13 protein-coding genes and 1 pseudogene are annotated in these 15763 nt (G+C 55.6%); 3 read left to right on the top strand and 11 right to left on the bottom strand.

The features are described 5' to 3' along the window. Positions 1-5: 5 nt before the first annotated feature. The 4 genes from ABGA49_RS00770 to ABGA49_RS00755 all read right to left on the bottom strand — a co-directional run bounded on the left by ABGA49_RS00770 (position 6) and on the right by ABGA49_RS00755 (position 3196). Complete coding sequence (locus tag ABGA49_RS00770) at positions 6-947, bottom strand: alpha/beta hydrolase (RefSeq protein WP_061495933.1); 942 nt, start codon at positions 945-947, stop codon at positions 6-8. A 153-nt stretch (positions 948-1100) separates the two neighbouring features. Then, positions 1101-1331: a tautomerase PptA gene (gene pptA / locus ABGA49_RS00765; protein WP_088237569.1), complete on the bottom strand. Its 231-nt coding sequence runs from the start codon at positions 1329-1331 to the stop codon at positions 1101-1103. Positions 1332-1388: 57 nt separating this feature from the next. Continuing rightward, positions 1389-2006 (bottom strand): glutathione S-transferase family protein, encoded by a 618-nt coding sequence (locus ABGA49_RS00760; protein WP_061495937.1) that lies wholly within the window; start codon positions 2004-2006, stop codon positions 1389-1391. 176 nt (positions 2007-2182) lie between these two features. Continuing rightward, positions 2183-3196 carry a LacI family DNA-binding transcriptional regulator gene (locus ABGA49_RS00755; protein ID WP_061500036.1) on the bottom strand — a complete coding sequence of 338 codons (1014 nt, stop codon included), beginning with the start codon at positions 3194-3196 and terminating at the stop codon, positions 2183-2185. Between the two features lie 320 nt (positions 3197-3516). On the opposite strand from ABGA49_RS00755, the gene ABGA49_RS00750 reads away from it, so the two are divergent. After that, positions 3517-4713 carry an L-talarate/galactarate dehydratase gene (locus ABGA49_RS00750; protein WP_061495939.1) on the top strand — a complete coding sequence of 399 codons (1197 nt, stop codon included), beginning with the start codon at positions 3517-3519 and terminating at the stop codon, positions 4711-4713. 79 nt (positions 4714-4792) lie between these two features. After that, positions 4793-6103 (top strand): MFS transporter, encoded by a 1311-nt coding sequence (locus tag ABGA49_RS00745; protein WP_347664968.1) that lies wholly within the window; start codon positions 4793-4795, stop codon positions 6101-6103. 67 nt (positions 6104-6170) lie between these two features. Here ABGA49_RS00745 and ABGA49_RS00740 read toward each other — a convergent pair whose 3' ends face one another. The 7 genes and pseudogenes from ABGA49_RS00740 to ABGA49_RS00710 form a co-directional block, all read right to left on the bottom strand. After that, entirely contained in the window at positions 6171-7070 is a 900-nt protein-coding gene (locus ABGA49_RS00740) for a transporter substrate-binding domain-containing protein (RefSeq protein ID WP_347664967.1), read from the bottom strand. A 9-nt stretch (positions 7071-7079) separates the two neighbouring features. Continuing rightward, positions 7080-7853, bottom strand: a complete 774-nt coding sequence (locus ABGA49_RS00735) for an amino acid ABC transporter ATP-binding protein (protein ID WP_061495945.1) — start codon at positions 7851-7853, stop codon at positions 7080-7082. Then, positions 7837-8766, bottom strand: a complete 930-nt coding sequence (locus ABGA49_RS00730) for an amino acid ABC transporter permease (RefSeq protein ID WP_347664966.1) — start codon at positions 8764-8766, stop codon at positions 7837-7839. The genes ABGA49_RS00735 and ABGA49_RS00730 overlap by 17 nt, the downstream gene beginning before the upstream one ends. Before the next feature lie 9 nt (positions 8767-8775). Next, positions 8776-9285, bottom strand: coding sequence for a GNAT family N-acetyltransferase (locus tag ABGA49_RS00725; RefSeq protein WP_061495947.1), 510 nt, complete (start codon positions 9283-9285; stop codon positions 8776-8778). A gap of 10 nt (positions 9286-9295) precedes the next feature. Continuing rightward, positions 9296-11561: pseudogene (locus ABGA49_RS00720) on the bottom strand (NtaA/DmoA family FMN-dependent monooxygenase). 64 nt (positions 11562-11625) lie between these two features. Next, on the bottom strand, positions 11626-12747 hold the full coding sequence (locus tag ABGA49_RS00715; RefSeq protein WP_061495954.1) for an amidohydrolase: 1122 nt from the start codon (positions 12745-12747) through the stop codon (positions 11626-11628). Continuing rightward, positions 12744-13760: an MsnO8 family LLM class oxidoreductase gene (locus tag ABGA49_RS00710; protein WP_061495956.1), complete on the bottom strand. Its 1017-nt coding sequence runs from the start codon at positions 13758-13760 to the stop codon at positions 12744-12746. Before ABGA49_RS00710 ends, ABGA49_RS00715 begins: the two co-directional genes overlap by 4 nt. A gap of 461 nt (positions 13761-14221) precedes the next feature. Here ABGA49_RS00710 and ansP point away from each other — a divergent pair, with 461 nt between their 5' ends. Beyond that, on the top strand, positions 14222-15718 hold the full coding sequence (ansP, locus tag ABGA49_RS00705) for an L-asparagine permease (protein ID WP_061495958.1): 1497 nt from the start codon (positions 14222-14224) through the stop codon (positions 15716-15718). The last annotated feature ends 45 nt before the right edge of the window (positions 15719-15763 follow it).

Raw genomic sequence — 15763 nt, 5'->3', positions numbered from 1 at the left:
TTTCCCTACTTCTCCGTTAGCGCAGCTATCCAGTTCATTGCCAGTTCCGGCCAGAGCGCGGCGGGCTGGTTCTTCACACCGCGAATGCCAAAACCGTGCTGACCGTGGCTGAACAGATGCAGCTCGGTCTGCACGTTGTGCGCATGCAGGGCGTTAAACATCACCAGCGAGTTCGCGACTGGCACGGAAGGATCGTCGACCGCATGCAGTAAAAAGGTCGGCGGCGTTTGCGCCGTAACATTCAGCTCCGGCGAGTAATGCTTAATCTGTTCGGCTGTCGGTGTATCGCCAATCAGTGCCTTACGCGATCCCGCATGGGCAATCGCTGCGTCCATGGAAATCACCGGATAGCCCAGCACGACAAAGTCCGGGCGTGCGCTTTGCCGATCAATGGCATCCACAGGCGGATAAACGGCTTCGTCGTAACGGGTTTCGAGGCTGGCGGCGACATGTCCACCGGCGGAAAAGCCCATTACGCCAATGTGCTGCGGGTTTATCTTCCATTCGCCCGCGCGCGCTCTCAGGGTTCGCAACGCTCTTTGCGCATCGGCCAGCGGTGCATTAGCCCCTTCCGCATGCCCGTCTTCCGGCATCCTGTATGTCATCACAAACAAGGTATAGCCCCGGTCGTTAAAGGGTTGGGCTAAGTCGCTGCCTTCTTTGTCCAGCACCACGCGTTTATACGATCCGCCGGGCGTTACCAGCAACGCAACGCCGTTGGGGTTTTTCGGCAGGTAAACGGTGACTTGTGGAGCGCGGATTCCGCTGACAGCGCGATCCGGCAACGCCGGATCTTTGCTACGTTCGGTTAAGGTAAAGCTGACCGGGCTGTTTTTCGCGCCGGGCGCATCACCGGATGGCCAGACAGGGAATGTGGTTTGCGCGGCGAGCGCCACCTGCGAGGTCAGCAGCAAGGTGATGGCAAGTAACTGAGGTTTATACGACATAGGCATCTCCATAGCGAAAATGCCTGTTTATCATTTACCCCGTGCGGGAAACCCGAACTACTGCACAAAACGGGGTTTCACTATTATTGAAACACCCAGCTTGTGCACCCATAGCGATGGCATCATTTTTCCAGTGGTTGGGCCGCGGCGGATTTACATATCGTAGCCGGGTTTTTTGATCAATTGCGCCATCTGCGGGGCGATATCCGTATCCCAGACCTGCGTTTTCCAGTCGTCCGGTGCGACCTGATTCAGGGCGACGCTGATGGAACTCTCTTTGCTGTTCAGATGGCGAATAATCACCCCGGCGATATCCTCCGCCAGCGCGGCTTTTTGCTCATCATTCAGTTCGCGGGGAAAACATTTGATATCAACATGCGGCATAGCAAACTCCTTATTTTTCGAGACCGTTACAGTAGCACAGCCGCCTGACGCGGATGATCAAATGATGTTGTTACTGCGCAACACTGTTTGCAGTTCCGGCAATGTATTTACCGCATCCGCAATCGCGCTGAGCTTCGGCGTATTCTCCTTAAACCACGAATGTCGCGGCCCCCAGGTTCGCATCACACACAGGTAAATATCCAGCAGTGTGAGCTGTTCGCCAAAGGCGTACGGCGTTGCCTTAAGTTGGCTCTCCAGCCAGAGATACAGCGACTTCCGGTAGCGTATGCAGCTTTCGCGCAGTTGCTCCGGTGCGTCTTGCGCCCAGCGTTCCGGGTAGTCAGCGTACGTAAAGGTCGGGTAAACATTGGCAACCAGCCACACCAGCAGTCGCCAGAATTGCTGGCGCTCAGGCGTACCGGCTGCGGGGGCTAAGTCGGGTCGCTTATCGAGGATCATCAACGCCACCGCAGCGGACTCCGTCATCACGCTGCCGTCGTCCAGTTGTAGGGTTGGCACCTGACATAGTGGATTCAGCGTCTGCAACGTCTGCCGCTGCGGACCAGGTTGATCAAAACCGTCAACATTTGTGAACTGATAGGGGATGTCAGCCAGCGTGAGCATGAGTTCGCTGATCGCCGATCCCCAACCGGGAACACCATACACTGTGATCATAAAGGCTCCTGCGCCTGAAAGGAGGAACCCTAAGCTTAGGACAGAGTGATGAGAAATTCGTCTGCCTGTTGTGACAAGGTGAGGCAAACCCGGAAAGATTCAACAGGCTGGCGATGCGACTCGTCAGCCTGGCGTTACCGCTGTTGCGGGTGCCCATTACATTGATTTTCTTACCGTTACGCGGAGTCGCGCTCAACAAAATGGAAACCGATGTCGACAATTTGCTCGTCAACTTCGCTGCCTTCAATACGGTCTGCCAGCATTGTCGCTGCGCGCTGGCCGATAATTTGCCGATCCACACTCACGGTGGTGATGGCGGGCTGATTCCCGGCGGCGAAATCCAGATCGCCGAAACCGATCACCGCCAGGTCCTGCGGTACCCGCATGCCACGGGATTGCGCTTCAATAATTGCTCCCTGCGCCAACGTATCCGAGCTACAGACAATCACATCACACTCGCCACGGGCCAGCAGTTGCGACAGCCCCTCGCGCCCGGAGGTAAAACGAGCAGGCAGTGCCACATCGACAGCAACAGGATCTGTAATACCATGACGCGCCAGCACGTCACACAGCCCACTTTTACGCTGGGCGGCACGTCTATCCACTGTCCACAACAGTCCCGGTCGGCGGTAACCCTTGCGCAGAAGATAGTCCGCCGTGGCCTGCCCCACTTTCTCATGGGAGAAACCGACCAACATATCCAGCGGCGTCGGGGTTAAATCCCAAATTTCCACCACCGGCACACTGGCATTGAGGATCACTTTTTTCAGTTCGGTAGCGTGGTGAATACCGGTCAGCACAATGCCATCCGGGCGACGGGACAACAGCGCCGCCACCAGTTCCGCTTCCGTCTGTTGCGTGTAACCCGCCACGCATAACAACATGTGATAACCACGTACCGCCAGTTCATCGCTAATGGCCTGGATGGTATCCACAAACATGTTGTTGTTGATTTGCGGTACTACCACCGCCACCAGTTTACTGCGCCGGGACGCCAACCCGCCCGCCAATGCGTTCGGGATATAGCCGGTGGCTTTGACGGCGGCGAGCACCTTTTCCACGGTTTTCGGTCGCACCAGTTGCGGCGTGTTAAGCGCCCTACTTACGGTCATTGAAGAGAGCCCCGCCGAACGGGCGACGTCTTCAAGCGTTGGTGCACGCGGCGGTACGGGACGGGATGTTTTCGACATGGTCACTCACAAAGAATTAAACGGCATTCGGCGTTATTCGCCTCTGTTTTTGTATTATACCGCGTTCTCCTTTCATTGCCGCTCTCCCCTCATAAATCAGTGCGTTATGCACTGTTTTATCCTTTAAATGTTATCGCTATCATTTTTGCCCTTGACCGTTGAATGCAAGATGATAAATGTGATCGCATTACCAATAATTGCCCTTCTCCCGCATCGATTTGTGATCTCTTGTACATAATCAGCACGAAACTCTGGTCATTACATTTCGTCGGATTTAAAAATGTTAGCGCAAACATTTATACTGTCCTCAGGAGCTAATCATGACCGTAAGTGCGAATTCTGATGCCGTAACCTATGCCAAAGCCGCAGGGGTAAAAACCGCCGCCGAAACCGGCGACCGCATCGAATGGGTAAAACTCTCCCTCGCCTTCCTGCCGCTTGCCACCCCGGTGAGCGATGCAAAAGTGCTGACCGGCCGCCAGAAACCCCTTACCGAAGTGGCGATCATCATCGCGGAAATCCGTAGTCGCGATGGATTTGAAGGCGTCGGTTTCAGTTATTCCAAACGTGCGGGAGGCCAGGGCATTTATGCACATGCCAAAGAGATCGCCGACAATCTGCTGGGGGAAGATCCTAACGATATCGATAAGATTTATACCAAACTGCTGTGGGCTGGCGCGTCTGTTGGACGTAGCGGCATGGCGGTACAGGCTATCTCCCCTCTCGACATTGCGCTGTGGGATATGAAAGCCAAGCGCGCAGGCCTGCCGCTGGCGAAACTGCTGGGTGCGCATCGCGACTCGGTACAGTGCTACAACACCTCCGGCGGCTTCCTGCATACCCCACTAGATCAGGTACTGAAAAATGTCATCATCTCGCGGGAAAACGGCATTGGCGGGATCAAAATTAAGGTCGGCCAGCCGGACACCAAAGAAGATATCCGCCGTCTGACTGCCGTGCGCGAAGCGCTGGGGGATGACTTCCCGCTGATGGTAGACGCCAACCAGCAATGGGACCGCGAAACGGCTATCCGCATGGGCCGCCAGATGGAGAAATTCAACCTGATCTGGATTGAAGAGCCGCTGGATGCCTATGATGTCGAAGGACACGCGCAGCTTGCCGCTGCGCTCGATACGCCGATTGCTACCGGGGAAATGCTGACCAGTTTCCGCGAGCATGAACAGCTGATCCTCGGTAATGCCAGCGATTTTGTGCAGCCGGATGCGCCCCGCGTTGGCGGGATCTCGCCGTTCCTGAAAATCATGGATTTAGCCGCAAAACATGGCCGCAAACTGGCACCGCACTTTGCCATGGAAGTGCACCTGCATTTGTCAGCAGCTTACCCGCTGGAGCCATGGTTGGAGCATTTCGAATGGTTGAATCCCTTGTTCAACGAGCAACTCGAACTGCGCGATGGTCGCATGTACGTGTCCGATCGCCATGGTCTGGGCTTTACCCTCAGCGATCAGGCACGCGCCTGGACGCAACAAAGCTGTGAATTTGGCAAACGTCCCTAAGTATTCACCTCAGGCGGGATATCTCTCCCGTCTTTTTTGTTCCCTACACTAACATTCAACCCTGTTGCGAGGAGTTGTGATGAATACAATAATTAAACGCACTCATGTGCGTTACAGCATCCTTATTTTTTTATTTCTTGCTACCGTATTTAATTATGCCGACCGCGCCACCCTTTCAGTGGTTGCCCCTATCATGAGTAAAGAGTTAGGTTTTGATCCGGAAGCATTAGGACTCGCTTTTTCGGTTTTCGGGATTTCCTACGTGATTATGCAAATTCCCGGCGGCTGGCTGCTGGATAAATATGGATCCAGACTGGTTTATGGCTGCGCATTAATTGGCTGGTCGGTAGTCACGATGTTTCAGGGCACGATTTATCTTTATGCCAGCCCGCTTATCGTACTGGTGGTGCTGCGCCTGATGATGGGCGCTATTGAAGCTCCGGCCTTTCCGGCCAACAGTCGTCTTAGCGTGCAGTGGTTTCCGAACAAAGAGCGCGGTTTTGTAACGGCGGTCTACCAGGCGGCGCAATATATTTCACTGGGTATTATCACACCCTTAATGACACTTATTTTGCATAATCTGAGCTGGCATTATGTGTTCTATTATATTGGCGCTATTGGAGTGATTCTGGGTATATTCTGGCTGGTAAAAGTCCGCGACCCGCTATCCCATAAGGCGATCAACCAACAAGAGATTGATTATATTCGTGAAGGTGGCGGCGAACCAACACTAGGCAATAAAAAAGGGCCGGCTAAAATCAGCCTGGCGCAGATAAAAAGCGTCTGTATTAACCGCATGATGATCGGCGTTTATATTGGCCAGTTCTGTGTCACCTCCATCACCTGGTTTTTTCTGACCTGGTTTCCAACCTATTTATACCAGGCCAAAGGTATGTCGATTCTGAAAGTCGGTTTCGTTGCCAGTATCCCGGCGATCGCAGGCTTTGTTGGCGGGCTACTGGGCGGTGTGTTCTCCGACTGGCTGTTAACACGCGGCTACAGCCTGACGACCGCGCGCAAGTTCCCGGTGATTTGCGGCATGCTGCTCTCCTGCGTGATTGTTATGGCAAACTACACCAGCTCTGAAGTGGTGGTGATTGCCGCCATGAGTATGGCGTTCTTCGCTAAAGGGTTCGGCAACCTCGGCTGGTGCGTACTGAGCGACACGTCGCCCAAAGAGGTATTGGGGATTGCCGGTGGTGTGTTCAACATGTGCGGTAACCTGGCGAGCATTATCACCCCGCTGGTGATTGGCGTGATCCTCGCCAACACCCACTCCTTTGATTACGCCATTCTCTATGTTGGCTCAATGGGATTGATTGGCCTGTTCTCTTACCTGTTTATTGTCGGCTCGCTGGCGCGTATCACCCTGACGCCTTCCGCAGCCTGAGTGTTATCCTGGCGTTCTCCTACGCCTCGCTGTTCCGCGCGTTGTACTCCCGGCGGAACAGCGTTTTTTATTCGTCGTAAGTGATCCCCGGCGGGTTAACCAGAGAACGTTCGACCCCTTCCCCCTGCTCCCCCCAGCGCGCCAGCACCTGTTGATATTCCCCCCGCGCAATAGCGCCATCCAGCGCGGCCTGCAAGGCGTAAACCAGCCCGTTGCCTTTTTTGGTGGTGGTGGCGACCCAGGCTTTTTTCGGCCCCAGACCAACCACTTTGGTGGTGCCGTTTAGCGCCGCTTTGTACGCTGCCACGGACTGTGGACCAAACACCACATCCGCGCGCCCGGACTGAATATAGAGATTACCGGAGGCGTCATCTGTCAGGTAAATCGGCTGCGCCGGGGGCCGACCGGCAACGCGGTTCTCTTCATTCCAGCGCAGCAGAATGCGTTCCTGATTCGTTCCCGATCCCACAATCACCTTGCGTCCGGCGAGATCCTGCGCCGAACGAATGGCCGGGATAGCGCTGGAGGACTTTACCGAAAACGCCAGCGAATCAGCACGATAGGTGGCGAAGTCAAACTTCTGTTTGCGTGCTTCTGTGACCGCAATATTCACCAGCGCCACATCATAACGACCGGAGGTGATGCCTAACGGCCAGTCTTCCCAGGCGGTGGGCACCAGGTTGAGTTTTAAGCCGAGGCTTTGCGCCAGCAACCGAGCAATATCCGGATCGCTGCCGATACGCGTGCGGTTATCACTGGCGAGCAGCGCCAGCGGTGGTGAATTAAGCGCAGAGATCGCCACGGTTAATGTTCCGGGTTCGACAAACCTGTAACTGGCCGGGATTTTGGCGATGGCTGCCTCATCTCGCTGCACGCTTATTGGCTGTTCATTGGCCTGTAAATCAATCTGCCCGGCGGCGAAACTACCTGTGGTGATCAACAGCAGTGACAGTAATCCTTGTTTCATCGTTGCTCCTTACAAAACCCGGGATAAAAACTGCCGGGTACGCAGATGTTGTGGATGGTTCAGCACCTCGTCGCTGCTGCCCTGCTCGACAATTTTGCCATCGACCATAAACACCACCTGGTCGGCCACTTCGCGGGCAAAACCAATTTCATGCGTGACCACCACCAGGGTTGAACCGGCGCGCGCCAGCTTCTTGATCACATCCAGCACTTCGCCCACCAGTTCCGGATCCAGCGCTGATGTGGGTTCATCAAACAGCATTACGCGCGGGCGCAATGACAGCGCACGGGCAATGGCAATACGTTGCTGTTGTCCACCTGAAAGGTGGCGCGACCAGGCATCCGCTTTATGGCGTAACCCCACCACATCCAGCAGTTCGTAAGCCTGTTCAATGGCGGCTTTGCGGCTCAGCTTTTTATGGGCGATGGGGGCTTCAATCAGATTTTCCAGTACCGTTAAATGGGGAAATAAATTGAAGTTCTGGAATACATAGCCGACGTTGACGCGCTGGCGCAGGATCTCCTTCTCTTTCAGTTCATACAGTTTGTCCCCTTGCTGGCGGTAGCCAATGTAGTCGCCGTCGATCCGGATAAAGCCTTCGTCAACGCGCTCCAGGTGGTTAATGGCGCGCAATAAGGTGGACTTCCCCGACCCGGATGGCCCGAGGATCACTGTCACCGAACCTGGGGGGATCTCCAGTGAAACCTCATCCAGCGCTTTATGGCGACCGAAGTATTTGCTGACGCCGGTAATTGAGATATGGCCATTAAGAGAGGTTGGCATGCGCAGGCTCCTGTGGTTGCGGTATACGCGCAGTGGCGGCTGAATGAATACGAACGCGCGACGGGTTGATGGCCGAACGCCGTTCGCTGCGGGCCAGCCAGCGTTCTACCAGGTGCTGAATCGCGGACAAGACACTGGTGATCACCAGATACCAGACGGCGCCGACCATCAGCAGTGGGATCACGTCCTGGGTGCGGTTGTAGATCATCTGAATGGTGTAGAACAGTTCCGGCATCGCCAGCACGTACACCATCGCTGTGCCTTTGGCGAGACTGATGATTTCGTTAAAGCCGGAGGGCAAAATGGTGCGCAGCGCCTGCGGTAGAATGATGCGCAGTGTGCGCCGCCAGGCAGGGAGCCCCAGCGCAGCGGCGGCTTCATACTGCCCGTGGTCGACGCCGAGAAAACCGCCGCGAATAATTTCGGCGGTATACGCGCTCTGCACCAGCGTTAGCCCGATCACCGCCGTAGAAAATTGCCCCAGCACATTAATGGTGTCATAACGCGCCCACGTAATGCCGGTAAACGGGATGCCCAGCGACAGCGTGTCGTAGAGATAGGAAAAGTTATACAAAATGATCAACACCACGATCAGTGGCAGCGAGCGGAACAGCCAAATATAGCTCCACGCAAGGCTGCTTAACAGCCAGGATGCGGAGAGTCGGGCCAGTGCCAGCAGACCGCCGAACATCACGCTCAGCACTGTACCCAACAGGGTTAACAGCAGTGTTTGCCCTAATCCTTCCAGGATCACCGGGTCGAAAAACCAGCGGGCGAAGACCGCCCATTCCCAGCGCGGGTTAAAGGCCACCGACTGCACCAGGGTGGCCAGCACGAACAGGGCGACAAACGCGCCGACGGTGCGGAGCGGATAGCGTGCCGGCACCACTTTCACGGTTTCTGGACTTTTCATGGTCGCTCCTCAGGCGGTTTTACTCAATTTTTCTGCCAGCAGCGCTTTGGTAAAACGCAGCCGACCATCAAATGGCGGCTGACTGAACTCTTCCGGATCGCGGTTCAGGTCAAACTGCGCCTGATACCCCTGACTCAGGTAGAGACGTACCGCTTCCGGCTGGCGAAAGCCCGTGGTCAGGTAGATCTGGCGGTAGCCCGCACGTTGCGCCCGACGTTCGAGCTCCTGCACCACGCGTGCCGCCAGCCCCTGTTTACGCAGTGTGGGTTTGGTCCAGATACGTTTGATTTCTGCCGTCTGTGCATCAAACGGTTTATAAGCCCCGGTGGCGATGATTTCGCCGTTGCGCTCCAGCACAATAAACAGCCCCTTTGGCGCTAAATACCATTCGGTCCGTTCCACTTCTGCATCGCGGGAAAAGTAGTCACCGTAACGTGCGGCGTATTCGCCAAACAGCCCGGCTAAAATGGGTTGTAGCTCCTGCGCTTCTGGCGAAACGTCGCGGAATTGTTCGCGCATTGCCGTCTCCTTAATCGCCCAGTCCAGCCGGATTGATCTCCGACGCCGGAATACGCTCCACCCCTTCGCCCCAGCGATTGAGTACCTTGTCGTAGTCCCCGTTTTTGATAGCGCCATTGAGCGCGGTTTGCACGGGTTCAACCAGGCCACTGCCTTTACGCAGCGTCACCGCAATATGCGCCGCTTTCGGCCAGCCACCGTCCACGCTGCCAACCAGCCTGGTATTGCCGGTCAATGCCGCTTTCCAGGCACCGATCACGTTCGGTCCAAAGTACGCGTCGGCGCGACCGGATTGCAGCGCGAGGGTTTGGGCCGCATCATCTTTGGTGTACACCGGCGTAAACGGCTGCAACCCTTTTTTCAGGTTTTCGGCATTCCACGCCAGCAGGATCGCCTCCTGGTTGGTGCCGGAGCCCACAATAATGCGCAATCCAGCGATGTCTTCCGCGTGCTCAATGTGTTTGATCGCACTGGTGGATTTGACGTAGAAGCCAAGCGAATCTTTGCGGTAGGTGGCGAAATCGAACTTCGCTTTACGCTCTTTGGTAACGGTAATATTGCTGATTGCCGCATCGTACTTGCCGGAAGTGACACCCAGCGGCCAGTCTTCCCACGAGGTCGGCACCACATTCAGCTCCAGTCCCAGGCTGTTCGCCACCAGGCGGGCGATGTCCACCTCGCTACCGAGCAGGGTTTTGTTGTCATCGGCAAACACGGTCAGCGGCGGAGAGTTCAGCGCCGCGACGGCAACGGTCAGTTTGCCCGGTGTGACAAAGTGGTAATCCTTGGGCAGTTGTGCGATGGCGTCTGCATTTTTTGCCGTCGTAATCGGCGTTTTATTGGCCTCCAGGCTGACGCCCGTGCCGTTGATAGTGACGTCCTTTGCCCAGGCCAGCGGCGTAAGCGCCAGCATCATGACCAGCAATAGCGATGTTTTCTGCATAGCGTTAACTCATCTTTTATTGTTGTGAGAAGGGATTCACCGGCAGCGGCAAGCCTAAGCTTTCACGCAGTGTGGTGCCGGGGTATTGCGTGCGAAACAGACCGCGCGCCTGCAACAGGGGAACAACGTTGTCGACAAAACGCGGGAAAGTGTCTGGCGTCCCGCCCTGGATGATGAAACCGTCGGCGGCATAGTTTTCAAACCACTGCTGTAAGCCATCGGCGACCTGCTGTGGCGTACCGGAAAAGCGCGGGCGCGGCGATGCGCTTTCCAGCGCCACCTGGCGCAGCGTCAAATGGCGCTCGCGGGCGTTGCGTTTGATCTCGTCGGTGGTGCTGCGAAAACTGTTTTGCCCTAAATCGCCTATATCCGGGAAGGGCTCATCGAGCGGGTACTGGCTGAAGTCATGGTGCTCAAAATAACGCCCCAGATAGTTAAGCGCATCATCGATGGAGACCAACGCCGCCGTGGTTTGATACTGCTGCTCCGCATCCTCTTCACTGTCACCAACGATCACGCTGACGCCCTGGAAAATATGCAGCTCATCGTGGCGACGGCCATACTGTTCCAGTTGCGTTTTCACATCGCGATAAAACGCTTTTGCCTCTTCCAGCGTTTCCTGATGGGTAAAAATGGCGTCGGCGTGATGCGCTGCGAGCTTTTTGCCATCGTCTGAGGCACCGGCCTGGAATATAATCGGTCGCCCTTGCGGCGTGCGGCCAATATTTAATGGCCCGGCCACCTGAAAGAAATCACCGTGATGGTTGAGCGTATGTAATTTAGCAGGATCAAAAAATTGCCCACTGGCTTTATCACGGATAAACGCGTCCTCTTCCCATGAATTCCATAACCCTTTCACCACCTCCAGATATTCATCGGCAATGCGATAGCGCAGGGCGTGATCGGGATGTTGTGCACGGGAAAAGTTCTTCGCGGACCCTTCCAGTGGTGAGGTCACCACATTCCAGCCCGCACGCCCCTTGCTGAGGTGATCGAGGCTGGCAAACTGCCGGGCAACGGTAAACGGTTCGCTGTATGACGTGGAGAGCGTACCCACGAGTCCAAGGTGATGAGTCACGCTGGCCAGTGCGGATAATACGGTGATAGGCTCAAAACGATTTAAAAAATGCGGGATCGATTTTTCATTAATATATAAGCCGTCGGCGACGAATAAAAAATCGAATTTACCCTGTTCAGCAATGCGCGCAGTTTCCAGCACAAAGTCAAAATTAATACTGGCGTCCGCGACTGCCGCCGGGTGACGCCATGCGGACATATTTCCTGATGCGCCCTGTAATATTGTGCCGAGCCGCAATTGTCGTTCTGTAGACATAATCCATCCTCCTTTTCAGGCAACAGGTGACCCGGGGCCGGAGCCCTGGATAAAGACATTCACATCAGTGTTGGAGTAAGGCTTTTTCCGCCAGCAGCGCGAAATAACGCGCAGCGCCTTCAATGAGCTGCTCATCGGGATTAAACGCCGGATGATGCAAGCCGTATTCGCTGTTGCTGCCGATGCTGACAAACGCGCCGGGAATATGGTGTAAGTAGACTGCAAAGTCTTCGCCGCCCATATGCAGGTCGGCCTCTTCGGTGCGATACCCGTGCCAGTCGGCAACATCGCGGGCAAAGGTGGCCCATCGATCATGGTTCACCAGCGCGGCGGGTCCCTCAAACCAACGGACCGCAATCTCCGCATCGAACGCTTGCGCCAGTCCGGCGGCAATGTCGTTAACGCGGCGTTTTACCTGGTCGCGTACGGTAATCTGGTGCGTCCTCAGCGTCCCTTCCAGCTCCACCGCTTCCGGCAACACGTTCCAGGTGTTACCGCCCTGAATGCGGGTGACGCTCAATACCACCGACTCCAGCGTGTTGATATTGCGGCTGGCGATACTTTGCAGCGCGACCACTAACTGACTGGCGAGCAGGATCGCATCGTTGCCCTCGTGTGGACGCGCGGCATGCGCACCTTTACCGGTGACCTTCAGCGAAAAGCGATCCACATTGGCATAAAAGGCCCCACTACGTGTGGCAAAGGTGCCCACCGGCAATCCTGGTTCATTGTGCATGCCGAAAATGGCGTTCACCTCATCCAGCGCACCAGCCTGGATCAACCGTTTCGCACCGCCGAAATTCTCTTCCGCCGGCTGAAACAGAATACGCACGCGACCTGCCAGTTGTGGCTCTTTCTCTTTCAGCAGCAGTGCTGCGCCGAGCATCACACTGGTGTGAACGTCATGTCCGCAGGCGTGCATCACGCCGGGGTTACGCGACGCAAAAGGCACATCGACGGCTTCGTCAATGGGCAAGGCGTCGATATCCGCCCGCAGCGCTACCACCTTTTCTCCGCTGCCCACTTCGGCCACCACGCCGGTCGGCAGCGTCAGTGGAAGCAGACGTAATCCGGCGCTCTCCAGCCAGTGGCGAATACGGCGGGTGGTTTCAAACTCCTGTAATGAGAGTTCTGGATGTTGGTGCAGCTCGCGCCGCCAGTTGATCAGTTGTCCGGCAAAACTCATCCTGCCACCTCCTGAGGGGTATGCGCTTCAGCGAACGCCTCCGCCAGCAACTGTAATGAACGGATTCGCGCCGTCCCTTCAGCGATGGGGGTGTCGATAATAAATTCATGGATGCCATAGTGCTGATGCAGCGTGTCCAGCCCGGCCAGCACCGTTTGCGGCGTTCCGGCAATCAGTGACGGTTCCCGGCGCGCAATACGTACTACCGGGCTGCCTGCCTGACGAGCGAAAGCATGCCCTTGCGCTTCACTGGCGACGCTAACCCGTTGACCATTGGCTAACTCCACACCCCAGACTTCCACTTGCTGCGCCAGTGCATCGGCCTGCGCTTGCGTCGCGGCGACAATCACCTGCACCGCAACGAAGGTATCGCGCTGGCTGTGTTGTTGCCATTGCGTGACAACGTCACGAAGAAGCGTTTTATCGCCATTCAAATGTGCTGCGAAAACAAAGTTCCAGTCCAGCCGGGCCGCCAGTTCGGCGCTTTCGAGGCTGGCACCGAGCAAGAAACCCGCAGCACGCTGCGCAGGCAACGGCGTGGCCAGTACCGTGTCTTCTCCACTTTCCTCTTTCGCCAGCGATAACCAGTTATCCAGTTGCGCCAGTTGATCGGCAAAACTGCCCTTCTCCTCGCTGTGCACACCCTGTTGCAATGCGCGGGTGGAGAGCGGTAATCCGCCCGGTGCTTTGCCGACGCCGAGATCGACCCGTCCTGGCGCAAGGGTTGCCAGCAGATTAAAGTTTTCCGCGACCTTGTACGGGCTGTAGTGTTGCAGCATCACGCCACCGGAGCCGACGCGAATACGTTGGGTCTGACCGAGGATCCAGGCGATAACCAGCTCAGGAGACGGGCTGGCCAGTTGCGCGGTGTTGTGATGTTCGGCTATCCAGAAACGGTGATAGCCCCATTTTTCCGCACGCTGAGCCAGTTGTAGCGTACGATTCAGGGCGTCCTGCGCGGTTTCATGTTCCGCAATGGGACTTTTATCCAGCAGACTCAGACGATAAGACATGCAGCGCACTCACGTTAGAAAAGAGGCTTTTATTATTAGGACGCGCTGAATTCGCTGTGAAACAATTAATTTACATTAAATAAGCAAAAAATTAGCAAAGTAAGGGCATGCAGGCGCTGTGGTGAGTGTTAAGGCTTAGGGTTCAAAGAAGACGATTGTTCTGATTTGTTAAAATCCGTTTGGCCGCTCACGGTTATTTCTGTTGCATTTTTCGCCATTATGAATCAGTTACACTACCTGATACCGGTGACCTCACAATTTCCACTAATACTCGCCGTCTTTCTGGTGTGTATGTTTTGCGTCAGTAATCGATTGCGGTTACGATGCTGCGCCATGTTTTGTCTTATCCATACGCAGAATGACTGGAAAGACAGGGCGTTTACCCGACGGGGCAATCGTTTGGTTAGCCATCCCGAGGGTTGAGGAACTCAGCAAGGTTCAGACAGGTGAACAGGTAAACAATGAAAAAAGATCACAACCACGCTGCCGATCATCACGCGGCAAAACGACGCTGGCTTAACTCTCACGAAGAGGGCTACAGCCGGGCTATGGGTAACCGTCAGGTACAGATGATCGCCATTGGCGGCGCAATCGGTACCGGTTTATTTCTGGGCGCAGGCGCCCGACTGCAAATGGCGGGGCCATCGCTGGCTATCGTCTATTTGGTTTGCGGTATCTTCTCTTTCTTTATTCTGCGTGCACTGGGCGAACTGGTGTTGCACCGTCCTTCCAGCGGCAGTTTTGTCTCGTATGCCCGCGAATTTCTGGGTGAAAAAGCCGCGTTTGTTGCCGGCTGGATGTACTTCGTGAACTGGGCGATGACCGGTATCGTGGATATCACCGCTGTGGCGCTGTATATGCACTACTGGGGCGCATTTGGTGATGTCCCGCAATGGGTATTTGCACTGGGCGCGCTGGCGATCGTCGGCACCATGAACATGATCGGCGTGAAATGGTTCGCCGAAATGGAGTTCTGGTTTGCGTTGATCAAAGTGCTGGCGATTGTGGTATTCCTCGTTGTCGGTACGATTTTCCTCGGCACCGGTAAACCGCTGGACGGCGGCACAACCGGCTTCCATTTGATTACCGACAATGGCGGTTTCTTCCCGCACGGACTGCTGCCTGCGCTGGTACTGGTTCAGGGCGTGGTCTTCGCCTTTGCCTCCATTGAACTGGTCGGTACCGCGGCGGGCGAATGTAAAGATCCGCAGACGATGGTGCCCAAAGCCATTAACAGCGTGATCTGGCGTATCGGTCTGTTCTACGTCGGTTCTGTGGTGCTGCTGGTATTGCTGCTGCCGTGGAATGCCTATCAGGCAGGTCAGAGTCCGTTTGTCACCTTCTTCTCCAAACTGGGTGTGCCGTACATCGGCGACATCATGAACATGGTGGTGCTGACCGCTGCGCTCTCCAGTCTGAACTCGGGTCTCTACTCTACTGGCCGTATCCTGCGCTCGATGTCGATGGGTGGCTCCGCACCGAAATTCATGGCGAAAATGAGCCGTCATCACGTGCCTTACGCCGGGATTCTGGTCACCATTGGTGTCTACGTTGTTGGGGTGTTCCTGAACTATTTGGTGCCGTCGCAGGTCTTTGAAATCGTTCTGAACGTGGCATCGCTGGGCATTATCGCATCATGGGCGTTTATCGTGATTTGCCAGATGCGTCTGCGTAAAGCCATCAAAGAAGGTAAAGCGGCGGATGTGAGTTTCAAAATGCCGGGCGCGCCGTTCACGTCATGGCTGACCCTGCTGTTCCTGTTCAGCGTATTGGTGCTGATGGCGTTCGACTACCCGAATGGGACTTATACCATCGGCTCGATCCCGCTGATCGCCGTTCTGCTGGTTGCTGGCTGGTTTGGCGTACGTAAACGCGTGCAGGCTATCCACAGCACTGCGCCGGTTGCGCCGAATGAAGAAACAAAAGCGCCGCTGGTAGAAGAAGCGTCACGCTCGTAACCCCTCCCTATTGTGAACAAGCCTGCGCCCCGCGCAGGCTTTTTT

This window comes from Kosakonia sp. WA-90, assembly GCF_039871955.1.
Classification (GTDB): domain Bacteria; phylum Pseudomonadota; class Gammaproteobacteria; order Enterobacterales; family Enterobacteriaceae; genus Kosakonia; species Kosakonia oryzendophytica.
This window is presented reverse-complemented; position numbering and strand designations above follow the sequence as displayed.